We start from the raw sequence: 21090 nt of genomic DNA on the forward strand, positions 1-21090 counted from the left end.
ATCAAGAAATCTTATCCCACGAAATGCCGGGCGATCGCTGATTAATATAATGTGTCAGTAGCATGTTTTTTTCAGCGGACAGAGAGGGATCTTCCTTGAAGATCTCGATAACACTATTACGCGCCTCCATGAGAATAGCCTGATCGGATGCAAGATTCGCAATTTTCATTTCAAGCACTCCGGACTGCTGCGTGCCGGAGATATCACCGGGTCCACGGAGCTGTAAGTCGACCTCTGCTATTTCAAAACCGTCTGAAGTGCGTACCATCGTCTCTAACCTCGTCTTCCCTTCTTTGCTCAGCTTATGCGTTGTCAACAAGATACAGAACGATTGCTCGGCACCCCGACCTACACGTCCGCGAAGCTGATGCAGCTGCGATAATCCGAAACGTTCTGCGTTTTCAATGATCATCACGGAGGCATTAGGCACGTTGACACCGACCTCAATAACAGTCGTAGCAACCATAATTTGTGTTTCACCTTTTACAAAACGCTGCATTTCAAAATCCTTGTCCTTGACGGGCATCTTACCATGCACAATGCTGATTTTGTACTGTGGCAAGGGAAACTCGCGCTGCAGGTTCTCCAAACCTGCTTCGAGATATAGCAGATCCATCTTTTCACTTTCCTTGATTAACGGATACACCACATAAATCTGTCGGCCTTTGGCAATTTCGTCGCGCATAAAGCCGAAGACCCGTAAGCGTTGATTCTCGTAAAAATGTACGGTTTTTATAGGTTTACGACCCGCGGGAAGCTCGTCGATAACAGAGATATCAAGATCGCCATACATGGTCATGGCCAGCGTTCGGGGGATAGGCGTTGCGGTCATAACCAACATGTGCGGCGGTATAACATTCTTACGCCATAACTTTGCCCGTTGTTCTACGCCGAAGCGGTGTTGTTCGTCGATGACCACAAAACCGATGTTCTTAAACTTCACCTTATCTTCAATGAGCGCGTGTGTTCCGATGAGGATGTCCAACGTTCCGTCTTCCAATTGTTGATGTATCAATCGTCTCTCCCGGATTGGCGTTGAGCCCGTTAACAGCTTAACCGTACAAAGCTCGTCACCGAGCAATGCATGGATTCCAGCGAAATGCTGTTGTGCGAGAATCTCGGTCGGTGCCATCATACAAGCCTGATAGCCGTTGTCGATGGCTATTAGCATGGACATTAATGCCACCACCGTTTTACCTGACCCTACATCTCCCTGTACAAGCCGGTTCATTTGTGCGCCCGTGTTTGTGTCTTGCCGAATTTCCTTAATGACCCGTTTTTGGGCACTGGTTAGCGGAAAAGGGAGCCGTTCATTAAAAAAAATATTGAACTTATCGCCCACCTTGTCAAACCGATGGCCTTTATATTTCTGCGTATTTAACTGCTTGTTGCGTAATAACCGGAGTTGAATAAAAAACAATTCTTCAAATTTCAGTCGTCGGATGGCAGCGTTTAAATCTGGTGTGTTTTGCGGAAAATGAATGGATAGCATCGCCTTGGCATAATCCACTAATTGATGCTTTTCCAGCAAATAAGAAGGAAGCGGTTCTTGCAATGTGCTGAAAACCGTCTCTAAAGCTGCTTGTTGCAATCGCTGTATGCCTCTGGTATCAAGATTAAATTTTTTGAGTTTTTCGGTGGACGAATATACCGGCTGCATGGTTAGGTTACCAATTTTCTTTTCCTGTGCATTAAACAATTCCATCTCCGGATGTGTGATGGAAATCTGCCCGTTAAATTCGGAGGGTTTGCCATAAATGATGTAGGCCGATCCTACTTTCAAGCTTTTTTTAAGCCAAGTGATGCTTTGAAACCACACGAGTTCGATGCTTCCGGTCTCGTCTCGGAACTGGCCGACCAGCCTTCTCGCTCTTTTTTCTCCAACCTCCTGCATCGAGATAAGACGTCCCAAAACCTGTGCACCGATCATATCGGGGTGCAATTGGCGGATCTTGTGAAATTGCGTGCGGTCGATATACCGAAAGGGGTAATAGGATAGTAAATCACCAATAGTAAAAATCTGTAGCTCTTTTTTGAGCACATCCGCCTTTTGCGGACCTACACCTTTTAGGTATTCTATCGGGGTTATTGCAGATAAATTAGCCATTCCTAAGAACGGCTAATTTACGAAATATTATTTATTCAGTTACCACTGATGGGGTCGTCTCCATATGGAAAAACTCGGGCTTACCGTCTACACAGCGGACGCCTGTGGGAGATGTCACATACATACAGTCGGAAATAGCACTATATTTCTTATTGTATTCAGCTTCCAGTTGCGTATATTCTTTAATTAGATCAAGCAGTTCGCCTGATTCGTCAGCGGCCTCCGGATAAGGGACATATTCCTGTGGTCCGCCACAAGCTTTGCTCCCCAGTGCCTGTGGACGCCAATCTTCCGCATTTTCACAAGGTACCGCATTTATCAGGTCTAATATTTCCTGTCGCATTTCGGCCAGTCTTTCTCGGTCAGCGTCCTGATTGCTGGTTTCAGACTTTTCGCAAGCTATTACAATCCCGAGCGTCATCAATATCATTAAAAATCTTTTCATAGCATGAAACATATTTAGTTTATCACATTATAAAAAAGAACGTACATTTTATAGAATATGCTACGTTCTTGTTCTCTTGATTAAAAGATAAAAACAATTTTTATACCATAGCGGATTGTTGTAGTAGCAGTTTTACCGCACTTTCGTTATAAACTTATTTAATGTACCCCAATTAAAAAGAACAATGGCAAATAGAATGAAGATATAGGCTAGGTATTTATGTGGTGCGACTGTCTCTTGGAAATAGGTAACTGCTAAAGTGAATGCAATTAATGGATTCACATAGAGGAGAACCCCTGTAGTAGAGGACGATATGCGTGTTAGCGCATACATGCTGAAAAATAATGGGATAATAGTGAAAACAACGGCTATTGTCAGTATGCTGAACCAAAAAAAAGGATCTTTAGGAAAAGTATGTTGATTCATAAAAAGCTTCGGAATAACGAATATAGAACAGAGGGTTAGTTGAACGGCTAACATATTCAGCTTGTCGAACCCCTGCGACGCGCGTTGAACAATTAAATACAGGGCGTATAACGAAGCAATACTCATCGACCAAAGTACATCGATAAACGAACCGGTCGCTAGCGTAACTGCACTAATCAACGCTATACCAAGAGCGATCCTTTTTAACGAGCTTAGCTGTTCTTTTAGGATAAAGAAAGCAGCAATGGCGGTAATAAGCGGGCAGACGAGATAGGCAAATGCCGCAGATTGTACACTGATATGGTTGACGGCATATATGTACGTGAACCAGTTGCCAAAAATCAATGCCGAAGCCAATATACTGAGTCCAATCGTTTGGTTCTGCCGCCGGCGCGGCAATTTTTTAAAGACTACCGTGTCTCGTCTTAAAAACTTCCTTCGGAAGAGAAAGATAAATAACCATAATATGATGAGCGCAACCAGAATACGATAATATAAAATATCTTCCGCGGAATATTCCTTTACCCATCGTACCGAAATGGCCATGAACCCCCATATTAAAGGAGCGAAAAAAGCCGCAAGAAAATATTTCTTACGACTTTCCGTCTTCTCTGATTGTTGTTCCACGTGCTAAGCTTTCCAGGCAATAACGGATATTTCTACGTTAACGTTTTTAGGAAGTGTCTTAACTGCTACAGTTTCCCGTGCAGGCTGACTTTCCGTAAAATATTGTGCATATACCTCGTTGATGGTAGCGAAATCATCCATACTAGAAATGAAGATGCTAGCTTTTACGACATCGTTTAGTGTATACCCAGCATGCGTCAAGATCGCTTGCACGTTTTTCAGCACCTGATGGGTCTCATCGGCTACACCACTATCGATTAATTCCATCGTTTCGGGAATCAGCGGGATTTGTCCGGAAACGTATAATGTATTGCCGGCTTGAATCGCTTGGTTGTAAGGGCCGATTGCTGCAGGAGCATTCTCCGTATTAAGTATCTGTTTTTGTGACATGGTACGTTATTTTGAAAAAAATATTTTATAGATAATGGCCAAGATAAAAACCGAAATAGCAATGATATTCATGATGCGCATAGCTTTCCTGTTAAATCGGGAGGATTTAGAAAGCTGCGGTTTTGTTTCTTTTAGCTGCATAACAGGGCTAATTTACAATGGAAAATCTAGAAAATCAAAAGTGGGCGTATTAATCCATTTTAAACTTTGTGTAAGTTTACATCTTCGATACCTTAGCATCAAAGATATTCAAATGGAAAAAAAAGAAATTGCATTGGTGAACGGGCATATTTTCAACGGAGAGCATGATTTTTCGAATCATGCCCTGGTTATGCGAGGAGCTGAAATCGTCGGAATATGTCCGATATCCACCGTGCCAGTAGAAGCAGAGCGAATCGACGTACAAGGCGCAAACATCTGTCCAGGTCTTGTTGACTTACAGATATATGGTGCCGGGGATGATCTTTTTTCAGCCGAATTGACAACAGAAAGTATCGCTCGGATTGAACGCCGACTCCTTGCGCAGGGATGTACTTCTTTTGTGTTGGCATTAGCGACGAATACCATGGAGGTATTTAAAGACGCGATACGCGTATTTAATAGTTATCAACCTCTATCTGCTTTAGGGTTGCATCTGGAAGGCCCATTTCTCAGTCCGCTAAAAAGAGGCGCGCATCCTGCGGAACTCATCGTATCGCCATCTGTCGAGATGATAGCGGATTTGCTGGAGGCTGATGGAGGAGCGGTCATCATGATGACGATTGCCCCGGAGCAATTTGATGCAGAAAGTATAGACTTGCTTCTTCAACGGTCGATACTGCTGAGTGCGGGACATAGTGCCGCCAGTTTTGAGCAGGGCATAAAAGGCTTTGATAACGGTATAAAAGCGGCAACCCATCTTTGGAATGCGATGTCGCCCTTCCATCATCGCGACATCGGTCTCCCCGGAGCTGTCTTTCGACGTCCCGAAGTTTTGGCGTCGATTATCGTAGATGGTGTACACGTGGATTTTCAAGCTGTTAAAATCGCGAAAGAATTGATGGGTAAACGCTTGTTTTTGATTACAGATGCGGTAGCCGCCTGTAACAAGGGGATTTATCAGCACGTCCTCGACGGTAATCATTATACCTTGCCGGACGGGACACTTAGCGGGTCTGCCCTTTCCCTACTCGGTGCCATACGTAATTGTGTACAGCATGTCGGCATACCATTGGAAGAGGCCATTCGTATGGCAACCTGTTATCCGGCAAATTTAATTGGACGATCCGATATAGGTAATCTTGATGCGGGATCATTAGCAAACGTTTTGGTGTTTGATACTGATTTTGATATTCATTCCGTGTATTGCAAAGGTGAAAAGGTTGTGGTTTAACATTTACATATATATAAAAACATTAGTTTTGTACCGTATGAAATGGAGACCTATAAAAAATACAGCAATAGTCACGTTGATTTTGTCCACCGTACTGTTTTCTTGTGCTTCCCGCAAGAACAAGGGCGCCACGAAGGAATTGAAGTCACCCGCGGTAGAAATCGTTGTCGCAGAGAGCGACGAGGCGAAGTCTGCGAAAAAAGAGGAAGCAGCTGCTGTCTTAGCAGAAGCAAAACCTGTTCCAGCACAAAAGCCTGTCATTGAAGAAAAAAAGCCTGTAGTAGAAGTTCCTTTGCGTGTCGATCTGCCAAACGTCGATCGGGAATTTAGAGGAGCTTGGATTGCGACAGTCGCCAATATAAATTGGCCAACAAAAGGAAATTACTCGACCGAAGCACAAAAACGCGAAGCCATACAGCTGTTGGATTTGTTAAAAGAGAACAATTTTAATGCGGTGATTTTTCAAGTGCGACCCTCTGCAGACGCACTGTATGACAGCCGACATGAACCATGGTCTTACTTTCTGACAGGGGAGATTGGCAAACGTCCGAATCCCTATTATGATCCTCTAACTTTTTGGGTAGAGGAAGCACACAAACGTGGACTGGAACTTCACGTATGGCTAAACCCCTATCGTGCACATCACTCAACGGGTGGAACGGTAACTGGCGAATCGATGGTGCGCAAAGCGTCCGACATAGTCGTTCGTCTAAAAAATGGTATGTATTGGTTTGATCCGGCAAATCCGAAAACGCAAGACCATGCTGCCAACGTCGTGTTGGACATCGTAAAACGCTATGATATCGACGGCGTACATTTTGATGATTATTTTTATCCGTATGCGAGCTATAATGGAGGAGCAGATTTCCCTGATGACACTTCGTGGAACACCTATCGCAGGTCGGGAGGAACATTGTCGCGGGCGGATTGGCGCAGGGATAATGTGAATCGGTTTATAGAGCGTGTATACAAAGAAATAAAAGCTGAAAAGAATTTCGTGAAGTTTGGCTTAAGTCCTTTCGGAATATGGAAGCCTGGCTATCCTGCGGGTGTAACAGGATCTTCCCAGTATGACGAACTGTATGCAGATGCCAAGCTGTGGTTGAATAAAGGATGGATCGATTATTTTGCACCACAATTATATTGGCCTATTGATCCTCCTCGACAGAGTTTTACGGCGCTTTTACGATGGTGGGAGTCGGAAAATACGCATAAGCGGCATCTTTGGCCGGGGTTGAATACTGTTGCCGTGAGGGCACCAAACCGAACACAAGAAATTGTTAAACAGATCGAAGAGACTCGGAAGCTGATCCCCAACAGCGTGGGCGCTATACATTGGAGTATTGCCGGATTGACGAATTCTCCTAGCATGGTGCAGGCGGTGAAATCCGGTCCATATAACAAACAAGCTCTAATTCCGCGATCGCCATGGCTCAGTGCCAATCCGTTGTTGACGCCAAGTTTATTGCTGACAGAAGAAGCTAGCAGTATATTTGCTAAGTGGCTTCACAAACAGCCTAATGAAGTTTTCCAGTGGGTTGTCTATGCGCAATATGGAGATGTATGGGAATACGAGATATTGGACGGACAGCAAACGGAGAAAAGTTTTCCGAAGACTAAAAATGGAAAACTGTTGAAAACTGTGGCTGTAAAAGCTATTGATCGCTTGAGTAATGAAAGCGATTATATAGCTAAAAACGTCATATAAAAAAGAAGGTTTTTCTTATTCAATTTTTCGTCTTCTTTTTCCCCGTGAAAAAGAAGCAAAACCGGAACGAAGTGGAGCTCACCGAAGGTAAACCTCGTCGCTTCAGATGTTTGAGATAGTGGATAGTACTAATGATGAATTTCTACATGTCTCAAACATCTGCGATGCGACAATGAAAGTTAAGGAGGGGACAATAGATCTGCATAGCCCCTCCTTAACCTAATAATCCCACATATAAAATTTTGAACTTGTAGAAGTTTTATAGATGCACAATCTCTCCATTCAAAATTTTAAAGTGGGGAGTTTTTTTGTTTCTTTTTTTGCGGAAAAAAAAGAAAGGCCAGTCGCGGCCTGAGCGACATGAAAAATGTATAATTTAAATGTTCTTTTAATTGTCACATTTCTTGTTTATGTTTGTTATGAAAACAAAAACGCATAAATATGAAAAGATACGGTTATTTATTACTGTTTATGTCAGTAACCTTTGCCGCATGCGGAGGAAACACGCAAAACAGCAAAGAAAATACAGAGACCGACACGTTGTCAGAAAAAAGTCGGGTCATCCCTGCAGCAGATCAACTCGAAGCCTATTTGCCTTTGTTAGAAGGAAAGAAGGTCGGCTTGATGGGCAACCAGACTTCAATAGTAGGAGAAGATAAAGAACACTTGGTAGACGTATTGCTTCGGGAAAATGTCGACCTAAAATTTGCATTCGCGCCTGAGCATGGATTTCGCGGTGATATTGAACGCGGAGAAAAAGTGGATAATACAGTTGACAAAAAGACGGGACTTACCCTGCACACGTTGTATGGAGAAAATGCGAAAGCAGACTCTATCGTGGGATCAGTGGATGTCATGATTTTCGATTTGCAGGATGTTGGGGCCCGATTTTATACTTATGTAGCATCCATGCATCGGGTGATGCAGCTTTGCGCAGACCAAGGCAAAAAAGTAATCGTGCTAGATAGACCAAATCCAAATGGAGATCAAGTGGACGGTCCAGTACGAAAAGACGATAAGTTTAAGGCGAACATCAGCTACCATAAAATAGCCATGATTCATGGACTGACTGTAGGTGAGTTGGCGAAGATGATCAATGGAGAAGGATGGCTGGATGGTGGGGCGCAGTGTGATTTGGAAGTGATTCCCGTCAAGAACTGGGATCATATTACGCCGTATGAGTTGCCTGTGGTTCCATCGCCTAGTTTACCAAACTATACATCGGTTAGACTGTACATGTCGCTCTGCCTTTTCGAAGGAACCGATATCAGTATAGGTCGGGGCACAGATTGGCCCTTCCAAGTAATTGGTTATCCAGATCCGGTATTTGGCGAATTTACCTTTACGCCGGGCACGCGGCCGGGAATGGCAGCACATGTGGAACAACAGGGGAACTTGTGCTACGGAATTGATCTCCGCGATGTGGATGCTGCTAAGGAAACGTTTACTTTGAAGTACCTGTTGGATTTTTATAATAAAATGCCCGATAAAAGCAAATTTTTCGCTCGTCCGGAGTTTTTTGACAAACTCGCCGGAACAGACGAGCTACGGAAACAAATTATCGCTGGGAAAACAGAAAACGAAATACGCAACAGTTGGGCAGAAGAGTTGAAAGCTTATAAGGAAATGCGAAAAAAATACTTGCTCTACCCCGACTTCGAATAATCTTTACAATCTAAAACACGCCTTGTGCGTGTTTTTTTGTTTTTAAATAAAAACACTGTAGAATACGCGAAAATAATTTGCTTTTTTGAGATTCTTACCTAACTTAGTGCAGGTTTTAGCGTTTTTTATTCTTCGACAAAGGGTAAACGTGCACTGAGTCCTAATATGTATAAACAAATCATTATGAAAACAAACTGGCTAGCTATGAGAAAATCTTTACTATTTTCTGTTTCATTAGCAGCATTCTTACTCACCGGGATGTCCGTCGTGTTTGGCGGTTCGATAAAGGGGAAGGGCCTATATGTGTCTTTGCCGGAAAACGAGGTGATGACAGGCGTGTCTGCAAAACAAAATACAGTGCGGGGTGTGGTCAGCGATGCTGACGGACCTTTGGTGGGCGTGACTGTGGCTGTGGTCGGGGGGCAAACAGCTACGAGCACAGACGAGAAAGGTTCTTACTCGATCAATGCACCTGTAGGAGCGTCCTTACGCTTTACTTTCTTGGGGTATCTTGCGAAAGACGTCGTGGTCTCGAGTAACACATTGGACGTGACGCTCGATGCGGACGACACGGCTTTAGATGAAGTGGTTGTGGTCGGGTATGGTTCCCAAAAACGTTCCAATATCACGGGCGCGGTATCGACTGTTGATGTCGAGAAGACTTTTGAAACGCGTCCAATTACAGATGTGGGCAGGGCTTTGCAGGGTGCAGTTTCGGGTTTGTCGGTTTCTACGCCGAGTGGAGATCTTGGAGGAGATCCCACTATTCGATTGCGTGGCGTAAGCGGATCGTTAGAAACACAAGGGGGCGCGTCGCCATTGATATTGGTCGATGGCGTAGAAGTGCCAAGTTTATCCATGATTAATCCAACAGATATTGAAACCATGTCGGTAATCAAAGATGCATCTGCAGCTATTTATGGTTCTAGGGCCGCATGGGGTGTTATTTTGATCAAAACGAAATCTGGGCAGCGTAATACGAAAACATCCATCAACTATTCCAATAACATTGCGCTTCAAAAGCCGACGACGACGCCGGTTATCGCTGGAGGTGCGGAGGGTGCAAGAGCGGGGCTGCTCGCGCAACAGCGGACGAACCCGTCGTTAACTGGGTACAACAATTTAGGTACCCGTTACGATGACTATGCCATTGAGAAGATGGAAGAATGGGAGCGGCTATATGGGGGGCAAAATCTAGGTTTGGAAATGGTGGAAGGACGAGATTATGAGGTTAAAGATGGATTTCTTTATTTCCACCGGCCATGGGATGCAGAAAGTATGTTTATGCGCGACTTTACACCGCAACAAAACCATAATCTGAGCATTACCGGCGGATCGGACAAAGTAAACTACAATGCCGGATTTGGATTGGTCTCCCAATCGGGTATATTGAAAGAAAACCCGGATAAATACAATCGCTATAATTTTAATCTCGGAATAAATGCGGACATCAATGACTGGCTGACAGGTTTTGCAAAAGTATTATATTCGGCTTCGGATGTAACAAAACCTTATTCTTTCAACGGTGATGTTTACGAACCGATCTTCTATATGTATCGTTGGCCACGAAATTTCCCTTACGGAACGATTGACGGACTGCCCATGCGAAATGCGATTACCGATGTGCAACAGGCAAATATGAATGTCAGAACGCTGAACATGACCCGTATTTCATTTGGGGGACAAGCAACCATCATGGAGGGTTTAACCTTGGATGCCGACTATACCTATTCACAGTACCTCAACCGGTTTGATATCAATGGTGGTAGCGTAACGGGTTGGGACTTTTGGAACAAAACAGCTTTTGATTATGTAACCTATACCGGTGCGACGCACGACCGGGCCAGGAAAGAACGTAGCATGAGTACCCGGCATGTCGCGAATATGTATGCGACCTACGACAAAAGTTTTGACGATGTACACAACTTTAAGTTTATGGCAGGGGCGAATGCCGAGCTAGCGGAATCGGACAACATTTGGGGGCAGCGGCTCGGGCTTCTTGACCAAAGTTACCCGCAGTTGGGTTTGGCCACGGGCGACCAGACGACAAGTTCGGGCGCATCGCATTGGTCCACGCTCGGCTTTTTCGGACGTATCAATTACGATTACCAAAATAAATATCTTTTCGAAGTACTGGCTCGGTATGATGGTTCCTCTCGATTCAATAAAGAAAACGTTTGGGGCTTTTTCCCTGCTATGTCTGCCGGCTACGTGCTTTCTCAGGAAGAGTTTATGGATTGGTCAAAACCCTATCTGGATTTCTTAAAAGTACGAGCTTCCTGGGGCAGTGTCGGGAATCAGACCGTGCCGCCGGGATTATACCTTTCCACATTAAGCCAAGCACGAACCGATTGGGTGATAGATGGGGTTAATGAGAATACGATGGCGACACCTACTATTGTATCCCAAAATTTAACATGGGAGACTGTGACCACACAAGAGATCGGGATCGATGCGGCATTTTTCCAAAATAAGTTTAATGTAACGTTCAATCGCTTCAGAAGAACCGTGTCTGATCTGATTACCGGAGGCGTGGTTCTACCATCGAGCTTTGGAGCACTTTCTCCTTTACGTAATTTTGGCGAAATGCAGACCAACGGTTGGGAATTGGAGTTGGCCTATAACCACAGCTTCAGCAACGGTTTGAATATGCGACTGGCAGGTCAGCTGTCTGATTTCAAAGAGACGATTACCAAGTTCGATGGACAAGCTCAAATAAATGCCAATGGTACATCCTCTAACTACGCCGGAAAAATGATCGGTGAGATCTGGGGTTACGAAACAGATCGACTTTTCCAAATCGACGACTTCATTGCAAATCCAGATGGAACATATACGTTAAAGGATGGGATTCCTTCACAATCTTTTTACGAGACGACTACGTTTCAATTTGGTCCGGGAGATATCAAATATAGAGACTTGAATGGAGATGGCGTGATCGGTGTGGGTGATGGTACGGTGGAAAATCCAGGCGACCGGAGAATCATCGGTAATTCCAACCCGAGGTACCAGTATGGTTTCCGCGCAGACTTCGATTATAAAGGATTTGATTTAGGCTTCTTCTTGCAAGGAGTCGGCTCACGCGACATTTGGGCAGGAGGAGATTTTGTTGTGCCTGGTTGGCGACCTGCCGAAGCTTGGTATACCCACCAAATGGACTATTGGACACCGGAAAATACGGGCGCGTTCTATTATCGGCCCACTGACCAGAGGCAGAGTAATACAACGTTGAACCATATGCCGCAAACCAGATATCTATTGGATATGTCGTATCTGCGGTTGAAAAATCTAACATTTGGGTATACGTTACCGTCATCGGTGATGGATAAGGCGAAAATTTCGAAATTAAGGGTATTCTTCTCCGGCGAGAACCTGTTGGAATTTGATAATTTAGACGTTCCGGTTGACCCGGAAATAGATTATACCGTAGAAGGAAGAGATGATTCCAATGCTTTTGGTCGATCAGGCAATGATCTAAATACATTCGGTCGCTCCTACCCGTACCGCAGAACATTTTCATTAGGGCTTCAATTAACTTTTTAGAGATGAAACTACTTAAATATATAGCCATAGCAGGTATTTTATCGACGACATCCTGCTCTAAAGATTTTTTGGGCGATGATTTTTTAACGAAAGATCCGCTAGATCAATTGACGGATCCAGCGTTCTGGTCGTCCGAAAACAACATCCGGACCTATACCTTTGGTTTTTATAACTCCTATTTCAAAGGATATGGTAGTGGTTTTGGTAGGGGAACCTTGTATGACGGGCAGTTTATCAACGATGATTTTATATCGATAAGCCCGAATGAGATTGTTGTGGACGAGTTTGTAATCAATGTGCCGACTTCGGGCGGGGGCTGGTCGCCAGTTCTACCTGCAAACCAAATCCCCACGGGCGTAAGTTCTTATTATTCGCGTATACGTAAGGCCAATCACTTTATCAATAGTGTGCCGATTGCGGAGCTCGCTGAAGAAGTCCAGAACCATTGGCTGGGTGTAGGGCGATTCTTCCGTGGTTTAGAATATGCGAATTTTGTCAATGCTTTCGGTGATGTGCCATATATTGATCGGGTTTTGACCGAAGATGATCCTGACTTGTATCGGCCGCGGGACTCCAGGGTTTATGTCATGGACAGGGTGCTGGAAGATTTTAGATTTGCCGCCGAACATGTACGCGCCAGCGACGGACCGACGCAGCAGGCAGTGAACAAATATGTGGTGTTGGCTTTTATGTCACGGGTATTTCTATTTGAAGGAACCTGGTTGAAATACCACGCTATCGATGAAGCGAAAGCAACAGAGTACTTAGAGGTTGCAAAATGGGCTGCGGATGAGATCATCAACAGTGGTGCTTTCTCGGTTTCCAACGACTATCGTGGCTTGTTTGCTTCGGAGTCACTTAAAGGAAATAGGGAGGTTATACTGTTCAAAGAATATGCGGAAGGAATTTTGTCGCACAGCGCGATGTCGTATAATAACCTAGAACCACAGGCGGGGATGTCCAAAAATGCAATAGATAGCTATCTATTGTCAGACGGACTGCCTATCGGCTTGTCGCCGCTTTACGAAAACGACCGGACGGTAGCTAATGCGCTGCGTGATCGTGACGGGCGTTTACAACAGACTATAGCACCGCAACTGCGCATGATGAATGTGGTGAGCAACTTTGCCCTCTCGGGATACGCCGTACAGAAATTTCTGAACGAAAGCCTCAGGAATCAAACCGTGGGAACAGGTTCCTTGAATATTACCGACGCGCCTATTATCCGTTACGGCGAGGTACTTATGAATTACGCTGAGGCTGCAGCTGAGTTGGGAACGCTGACGCAGAGCGACCTCGATAGAACGGTCAACGTCCTTCGGAATAGAAACGGAGTGGATTTGCCACGCCTAGAGGTGAATGGTGGTCGTCCCGCTGTAAACGGAACACCGTATGATGACCCTGCGCGCGACCCGAGTGTTCCGAGTCTTCTCTGGGAAATTAGAAGGGAGCGCAGGTCCGAATTGATATTCGAAGGCCTTCGGCTGAACGATTTACGCCGATGGAGAAAGCTCGAATACGCCGACACAGAGAAAAACCCGACAAACAATAGAGGAGCTTATATCGTAAAAGCAAATTACACATCTGAACAGTTGAACGGCATTACGATAGACGGCGCTAATGAAGGGTATATCATACCGTCTGCCTCTATTCAAAGAACAGTAGATGTTAAATTGTATCTTGACCCGATTCCGCTGGATCAGATTTCGCTGTATGAAAGTAATGGGGTTGAGTTAAAGCAAAATCCCGGATGGAACGCGGATAAGTAAAACTTGAGTTTCAGGTCGAGTAAGAGTGCTCTCCAGATAGTATTGATGAAGACACGCCTTTGTGCGTGTTTTTTTTATTTTTAGCACAATCACTGAAAAAAATGCAGAAAAGTTTGTTTTTTTAATGTTGTTATTTATATCAGTGCTGGTTTTAGCGTTTCTTGTTTGTATTATGATAAAATATGCAAGAAGAAAACCTTTATGAAGTAATCTATTATTAAATAAACTAACTAACTAGCTATGAGAAAATCTTTACTATTTTCTGTTGCTTTTGGGTTGATTGCGGCGACGGGATCCATTGCAAGGGAAGGGTTCTCGACTGTGAGAGTGACTCCTTTATTGCTGGACAACGTGGTTCAAAACATCATTAAGGGAAAGGTCACAGGTGCTGATGGAGCAATTAGTGGAGCTACCGTAAGTATAGTAGGTGGAACAACCTCTGTGTCTACGGATGACAACGGAAATTTTTCAATCAACGCTCCAATGGGCACAACGCTGCGTTTCAGCTATGTAGGGTATCAGCCCAAGGACATTGTGGTTTCCAGCAATTCCATTAATGTGACCCTGCAAGTGGAGGATAACCCACTGGAAGAAGTCGTGGTTGTGGGATATGGTGCGCAGAAGCGCGAACATTTGACAGGCGCTGTCAGTAATGTGAGTATGGATAGGGTAGTAGGTGACAGGCCTATTCCCGATCTGGCTCGGGGATTACAAGGAACGATCCCTGGGTTAAATATCCAGGTGCCAAGTGGAGAAGTAGGATCTGATGCTATTATGAAAATTAGGGGACAGGTCGGATCTCCTAATGGAGGTAGTAATCCGCTGATTTTAGTGGATAATGTCGAGATACCGAGTATCCAATATGTTAACCCACACGATATTGAATCGATTACGGTGTTGAAAGATGCGGCATCCAGTGCTATATATGGGGCGAAAGCTGCTTTTGGTGTGATTTTGATCACAACAAAAAAAGGGGGAACAACAGATAAGACAAACTTTACGTATTCTAATAACCTAATTGTACAGTCTCCTTTTAAGAAAATCGATGTTGCGGGTATTGATGGGTTAGAATATACACTGGACGCACATGAGAACATGAAACAGGCAGGACCTGCTGGAGGTTTTTGGCGAATTGACAGAAACAGTTTTGAGAAAATAAAAGAATGGCAGGAGAAATGGGGAGATGTAGTCAATTATGACGACCCTGTAGTTTACGGCCGTGATTGGTCGTGGGATGGAACGCAGAAATTTGGTTACCGGATCTACGATCCTGTGGAGACAATGGTTAAAGATAATGCGTTTTCGAATATTCATAATTTAGGGATGAATGGCCGATCAGGGAAGACTAATTATAATCTAAGTGTAGGTTATATGGGGCAGGAAGGAATGATGAAACCTGCACCACATGATGATTTCCGACGTCTTACCGGAACATTAACTTTGTCACATGAAGTCAATGATTTTTTGACTTTACGAGGAGGAGCGCGATATTCCGATAGCAGAAAGCGTAATCCATTTTCATTGAATTCAGGAGGGTTTGGGGCGGATCCTTGGTTGTACCTATATCGTTGGAGTCGCTTATTCCCAGTAGGTGTGCAGGAGAATGGGGAAGACATAATTGACCCAGCCTTTTCTGCCAGAAATTCGCATGATCAGATTCATGCCAAACGGTTTTTGAATCTCAATTTTGGAACGACGATAAATGTCATGAAAAATTGGGATATTGTTGCAGACTATGCATATAACACAGAAAGTACAAACCTCAGTCAATCTCTGCCATATGTACAGGCAAAAACGACGTGGTATGGCGTGCAAGAATTACGTGATGAGAATGGCAATCGTATACACGTGGACGAAAATGGTGTTCCTGTAGAGAGTGGCGGTATGCCAGCCTGGCAATTCCCCTTGACCGACCACACAACTAAGGAGCAAACATATGTTTATCGGGATTCGTACTTATATAAACGTCATACGGTAAATGCACTGACTAATTATAATCTAGATAAGGGTGATCACGCGTTGAAATTCATGTTGGGAACGAATATTGTTGCCTATGCATGGGAAGGCCATTGGTCGCAACGATCAAATCTAATCAATAACGAAAACCCGCAGCTGAATTGGGGTGTAGGTACCGAGACTTCTGGAGGTGGAGCAAACTGGGATTCGCAGGTCGGTTTCTTCGGACGCGTAAATTATGCCTATAAAAATAAATATTTGGTTGAAGCCAATCTGAGATACGACGGCTCTTCAAAATTTCCGAAGCACCTTCGGTGGCGTTGGTTTCCAGGTGTTTCAGCCGGATGGGTTGTTTCGGAGGAAAGCTTTATGGAGCCACTCAAACCGGTATTGAGTTTTGCGAAATTAAGAGCATCGTATGGCGTCATTGGAGACCAGTCTGTTCCCAACTCTATTTATGTCCCAACGATGGGGATTGCGAAAAACTCGTGGTTGAACGCTGGAGGTGAGCAGTTTTTCCAGTTGGGAACACCGGGCGCGGTTTCAAGAGATATTACTTGGCAAGATATTGAACACCTGAATGTAGGGTTAGATTTTCGATTTTTTAATAATAAGTTAGGTTTGACGGCAGAATGGTTTCAGCGCTATACGAAGAACATGATTGTGGGAGGCGACTTCTTGCCGGCCACATTTGGAACTGGTGTCCCTGCGGGAAATTATGGAAACCTGCGTACACGGGGTTGGGAAATTGCAGCTGATTTTAACCATCGATTTGATAATGGACTGGGACTTACATTCCATGCCAACGTCGCGGATGCCGTTACCTTTATTACAAAAGGTGCAGACTGGCAATTGCCATGGGAAGATCGCAGTTTAGGTACAACGTACTCTACCGGTCGTCGATATGGTGATGTATTTGGGTTTGTAACAGACAGACTTTTTCAGGCGGAGGATTTTGTGTACGATGACAATGGGAATTTTGTACAGACAGATATCGTCTGGCAAGGGACCAGTAAACGGACGAATATGCTAGCAGGCGATAACCCAGTCTACCAAACATACTTTGAAGATGGCAATCAGATTTTATTGATCAGTCCTGGCGATGTAAAGTTTGTGGATATCAATGGGGATGGTTATATCGATGCTGGAAACTCGACGAATGGAAATTCAGGTGATCGTGTTGTTATAGGTAACATTACACCGCGTTATGACTTTGGGTTTCGCGTAGGTGCCGATTGGAAAGGGTTTGATCTATCTGTTTTTCTACAAGGAGTTGGCAAGCGTAGTATCTGGGGGGATGGTCAGTTGGCGATTCCGGGTTATTTTTCCAAAGAGGGTGCAATGCCACAGGCTATCGCAGGTGACTATTGGAAATCAGATCGGACGGATGCTTTTTATCCAAGAGCGTGGAACATGAATGGATCCAACTCTAATTACGTTATGCGTCCACAGTCTAAATATATGTTGGACATGTCCTACTTGAAAATCAAAAACATCACGGTAGGTTACAATCTACCTACATCGATGTTGAACAAGGCTAATATAGCTAGTGCTCGTATTTATGTGTCTTTAGAGAATTTTATCACATTTGATAATTTAAGAGGACTTCCGATTGATCCGGAAGCTATTTCAGGGCATTCGATGTTAAGAGAAGGTGGGAATTATAACTTGGGTCGGACAGGTACGTCGAATCCACCGTTTAAATCTGCTTCCATGGGAGTATCTATAGGTTTTTAATCTTAAAAGGGAAAAGAAATGAAAATTGTAACTAAAATATTATTAGTCATCGGGGTTCTGGCGTTTTCCGCGTGTGATAAATTCTTAGATAGACCGCCGCTGACTTCAGAAAACGATGATACAGCTTGGGATTCTGAAGAAAAACTACGCTTATATGCCAATAAATACTATACCAGTTTTTTTACTGGGTATAATACCGGAACGAGTACAGGTGGTGCTCCGCTAGTAGGCTATACGAATAGTGACGACATGGTTATACAGGGCAACCAGCCAAATTTTACACGGGCGGTTCCAAACAGCGGGATATGGAGCTACACGACTATTCGTTCGTTAAATCTCATGTTAGACCGTATTGAAACCCGTATGGGAGATGTGCTGGAAGAGGAAGATAAAGCACATTGGATAGGGATAGGTCGATTCTTCCGTGGCTTTGAATACGCTGACCTTGTCAGATCTTATGGAGATGTGCCTTACTACGGTCATGTCGTATCTGATACAGACCCGGATGATCTGTATAAACCTAGGACCCCGCGAAACGAAGTTATGAATGCTGTTTACGATGATTGGCGCTATGCATTAGACAACGTTAGATTAACGGATGGTGATAGAGCGCTCACAGTTGATCGTTATGTGGTGGCTGGTTTTGTATCCAGATTGGCTTTGTATGAAGGTACATGGCAAAAGTATTATTATAATAATAATGAGCAGGCTAAGAAGTTTCTAGAGTTGGCTGTGGAAGCAGCACAAATGGTCATGTCCAGTGGACGGTACAATATCGTGACCGACTATAAATCTCTCTTTGCCTCGGATGAGCTTCGAGGTAACCAAGACATGGTGTTATATCGTAATTACGACGCCGCAGTGGGTATCACGCATTCTATTGCTTCTTACGGAAATTTAGCAGAATCGACGAATAATGGACCCTCTACGGATCTGATTAAAGCCTATTTATGTGCGGATGGTAGACCTTGGCAGGAATCAGGTTTGAATGGTGCGGATGAATTTCATTTAGATAATTTGATTAAAACACGTGACTCCCGATTTGAAGCCACTTTTTATTCTAAGCCTGAACCCTTAAATAGAGGGAGCTTATATTACATTACGAAGTTTTTGCCAAGAGAGGTAGAAAAGCTAGTGAAAGAAGATGGGGGGGCTATGCCGGCCGAATTTACAGGCAGTAGAAACGAAACGGACGCGCCCGTATTACGTTATGCCGAAATGTTGTTAAATTGGATTGAAGCAAAAGCGGAATTGGCTGAGATTGGTGGTGCGCCCGTCACACAAGATGAAATCGATCGGTCAATAAATAAAATCCGCGATAGACCATTAGCTCCCGAAGCGGAAGCCAAAGGTGTGCAGAAAACGGCTCATTTGCAGCTTGCTGCTATTTCATCTGATCCAGATCGGGATCAGGATGTTTCTCCATTGTTGTGGGAAATCAGAAGGGAGCGTCGAATGGAATTTGCTTTTGAGACATCAAGATTATTGGATTTGAGAAGATGGGGTAAAGTTGAGTATATGGATAACGACTTGAATAGCGATTTGCTTTCTGGAGGATGGGTGAATTTTCCCCAACAACTTCCTACTCAGCTAAGTGGAGGTAATATCGATCTGTTGGCCGTGGTGGATTTAGATGGTAATGAAATAATTTATAATGGTGCTAATGGGGATGAAATGATCGGGTTTTATAGAAGAACAAGCAATGGTCCGCGTTTACCATTTCTGAATCAGCCAAATATCAATCCGTATTTAACTCCTATTGGGCGACAGCAGATTGATGAATACGCCATACGCGGTTATGTGTTAGAGCAGACAGAGGGATGGCCGGAGAACTAATATGTTTTTATATGCAAAAATGAATTTATCATGAAAAGAACAGATATATGGTGTAAAGGGGGCTTATTAATACTTTTCGTATGCCTACTTGGAATGACAGCTTGCGAAGATGATTTGCCGGGAGCAATAGACTCGTCTGCCAACTATACCGTTTTAGAATCGGTCCGGATAATAAATACGGGTGAAAATGGAGATGTAGTGGTAGAGGGAATGGTAGATGAAGAAACAAAGCGGGTTTCGTTTCCGAGAATTGATACTTTAACCAACTTTGGAAACTTAACATTTGAAGTTGAGGTGTCCGATGGTGCGAGATTAGAAAAAGAAATATTTGACGTGAAGTTTGAAGAAGGAGAGTCGGAAACCACTATCGTCTTGAAAGTGGTGCATGAGCCTCGTTTCCGAGAATATTTAGCAACGTTAAGATTGAAAGTTCCAGTTTATGGAGCTGATTTTACCAAACCAGCGGTGTATGATTACTCCGCAAATGAAATGGGGAATCCCACGTATGAGGCGTTTACGGGAATGGTGACACGAGGTACAGGTTTTGATGGAGAACATGTTTTGATTGTCAGTCGGGGAGGTACAGGTGTGCACTTATTGGATGTAGACGACCTTAAAAACAATACGATTAACCGGATACCTGTTAATACCGCCGGTATGAATGCGGGAACTTTTCTTTGGAATATGGGGGCGCAGGTCAATGGTCATACGTATGTAGTTAACCTTTCGACGAGCGCGGCTCAACCAGTTAGATTATATCATTGGACAAATCCATCTCAGGAACCGGAAGTGATTGCAAATATTCTCCCGTCCAACCTGTCTGGGGCGGGTGCACGACATGGTGATAATTTCTCGATTAGTTTGGATGATCAGGGCAATGGCTACGCTTACTGGATTAGTATGGGAACGGAGGTTATTCGTATACAGATTCAAAATTATACAGATGTTGTCGATCAACGAGTAATCAATACAGCTGTGGCGTATGGGCAATGGTCGTCGTATTTACAAGCAGCAAATAGCGAGTTTAGTCTCGTAACGGGGCTAGACAAGCCAATTGCAGTTGTTAGTTCTTCAGGATCAGTTTCTTACACCATGCCGGCAGCGGCGCTACCTACAAATGCTACTGATGCTCGAGTTATTGATTTCAACGGGGAGCGTTACTTGTTAGTCGTAACTGTGCCGCGCACGGGCGACCAAGTGGGCATGTTGCAAGTATATAATATTACGGTCGGTCGGGATATTGTTGCTGCGTTGACTAGTTTTTCCCAACGTACCAATAAAGAGCCGGTATATCAATACTTAATCAATGGTGTAACGAATATTGCTCCGGCATCGCAAACCGGTTTTCACATTGTGAAAGATGGAGAAGGAAACGATGAGAAGCTCATGCTTTATGGAGCGGTGACAGATGGGGGCTTTGCCATCATTGAGTTCCCGGTAAATATAGAAGAAGATTAAGCTGATCCATCCGGGAGTTAGAGTGACTCCTGGATGGATTATTAGAAAAAT

General features: G+C 44.1%; 12 protein-coding genes. 8 read left to right on the forward strand and 4 right to left on the reverse strand.

Going from position 1 to position 21090, the window contains the following annotated elements:
* Nucleotide 1: 1 nt before the first annotated feature.
* The 4 genes from recG to C5745_RS17430 all read right to left on the reverse strand — a co-directional run bounded on the left by recG (nucleotide 2) and on the right by C5745_RS17430 (nucleotide 3995).
* A complete protein-coding gene (gene recG / locus C5745_RS17415) occupies nucleotides 2-2107 on the reverse strand; it encodes an ATP-dependent DNA helicase RecG (RefSeq protein ID WP_105718293.1) in 2106 nt (701 codons plus the stop codon).
* Between the two features lie 31 nt (nucleotides 2108-2138).
* A complete protein-coding gene (locus C5745_RS17420) occupies nucleotides 2139-2552 on the reverse strand; it encodes a hypothetical protein (protein ID WP_133166380.1) in 414 nt (137 codons plus the stop codon).
* A gap of 132 nt (nucleotides 2553-2684) precedes the next feature.
* Nucleotides 2685-3605 (reverse strand): EamA family transporter, encoded by a 921-nt coding sequence (locus C5745_RS17425; RefSeq protein WP_105718295.1) that lies wholly within the window; start codon nucleotides 3603-3605, stop codon nucleotides 2685-2687.
* Nucleotides 3606-3608: 3 nt separating this feature from the next.
* Complete coding sequence (locus C5745_RS17430) at nucleotides 3609-3995, reverse strand: RidA family protein (RefSeq protein WP_105718296.1); 387 nt, start codon at nucleotides 3993-3995, stop codon at nucleotides 3609-3611.
* A 253-nt stretch (nucleotides 3996-4248) separates the two neighbouring features.
* On the opposite strand from C5745_RS17430, the gene nagA reads away from it, so the two are divergent.
* The 8 genes from nagA (at nucleotide 4249) to C5745_RS17470 (ending at nucleotide 21039) form a co-directional block, all read left to right on the forward strand.
* Nucleotides 4249-5367: an N-acetylglucosamine-6-phosphate deacetylase gene (gene nagA, locus C5745_RS17435; protein ID WP_105718325.1), complete on the forward strand. Its 1119-nt coding sequence runs from the start codon at nucleotides 4249-4251 to the stop codon at nucleotides 5365-5367.
* Between the two features lie 37 nt (nucleotides 5368-5404).
* Complete coding sequence (locus C5745_RS17440) at nucleotides 5405-7075, forward strand: glycoside hydrolase family 10 protein (protein ID WP_105718297.1); 1671 nt, start codon at nucleotides 5405-5407, stop codon at nucleotides 7073-7075.
* A 441-nt stretch (nucleotides 7076-7516) separates the two neighbouring features.
* On the forward strand, nucleotides 7517-8740 hold the full coding sequence (locus tag C5745_RS17445; protein WP_105718298.1) for an exo-beta-N-acetylmuramidase NamZ family protein: 1224 nt from the start codon (nucleotides 7517-7519) through the stop codon (nucleotides 8738-8740).
* A gap of 204 nt (nucleotides 8741-8944) precedes the next feature.
* Entirely contained in the window at nucleotides 8945-12283 is a 3339-nt protein-coding gene (locus C5745_RS17450) for a SusC/RagA family TonB-linked outer membrane protein (protein ID WP_243403384.1), read from the forward strand.
* Between the two features lie 2 nt (nucleotides 12284-12285).
* On the forward strand, nucleotides 12286-14052 hold the full coding sequence (locus C5745_RS17455) for a RagB/SusD family nutrient uptake outer membrane protein (RefSeq protein ID WP_105718299.1): 1767 nt from the start codon (nucleotides 12286-12288) through the stop codon (nucleotides 14050-14052).
* A gap of 240 nt (nucleotides 14053-14292) precedes the next feature.
* Nucleotides 14293-17745 carry a SusC/RagA family TonB-linked outer membrane protein gene (locus tag C5745_RS17460; RefSeq protein WP_105718300.1) on the forward strand — a complete coding sequence of 1151 codons (3453 nt, stop codon included), beginning with the start codon at nucleotides 14293-14295 and terminating at the stop codon, nucleotides 17743-17745.
* 18 nt (nucleotides 17746-17763) lie between these two features.
* Nucleotides 17764-19581, forward strand: a complete 1818-nt coding sequence (locus C5745_RS17465; RefSeq protein ID WP_105718301.1) for a RagB/SusD family nutrient uptake outer membrane protein — start codon at nucleotides 17764-17766, stop codon at nucleotides 19579-19581.
* A 30-nt stretch (nucleotides 19582-19611) separates the two neighbouring features.
* Nucleotides 19612-21039, forward strand: a complete 1428-nt coding sequence (locus tag C5745_RS17470) for a DUF4623 domain-containing protein (protein WP_105718302.1) — start codon at nucleotides 19612-19614, stop codon at nucleotides 21037-21039.
* Nucleotides 21040-21090: the final 51 nt, after the last annotated feature.

The organism is Sphingobacterium haloxyli, from assembly GCF_002980525.1.
In the GTDB taxonomy this organism is placed as follows: domain Bacteria; phylum Bacteroidota; class Bacteroidia; order Sphingobacteriales; family Sphingobacteriaceae; genus Sphingobacterium; species Sphingobacterium haloxyli.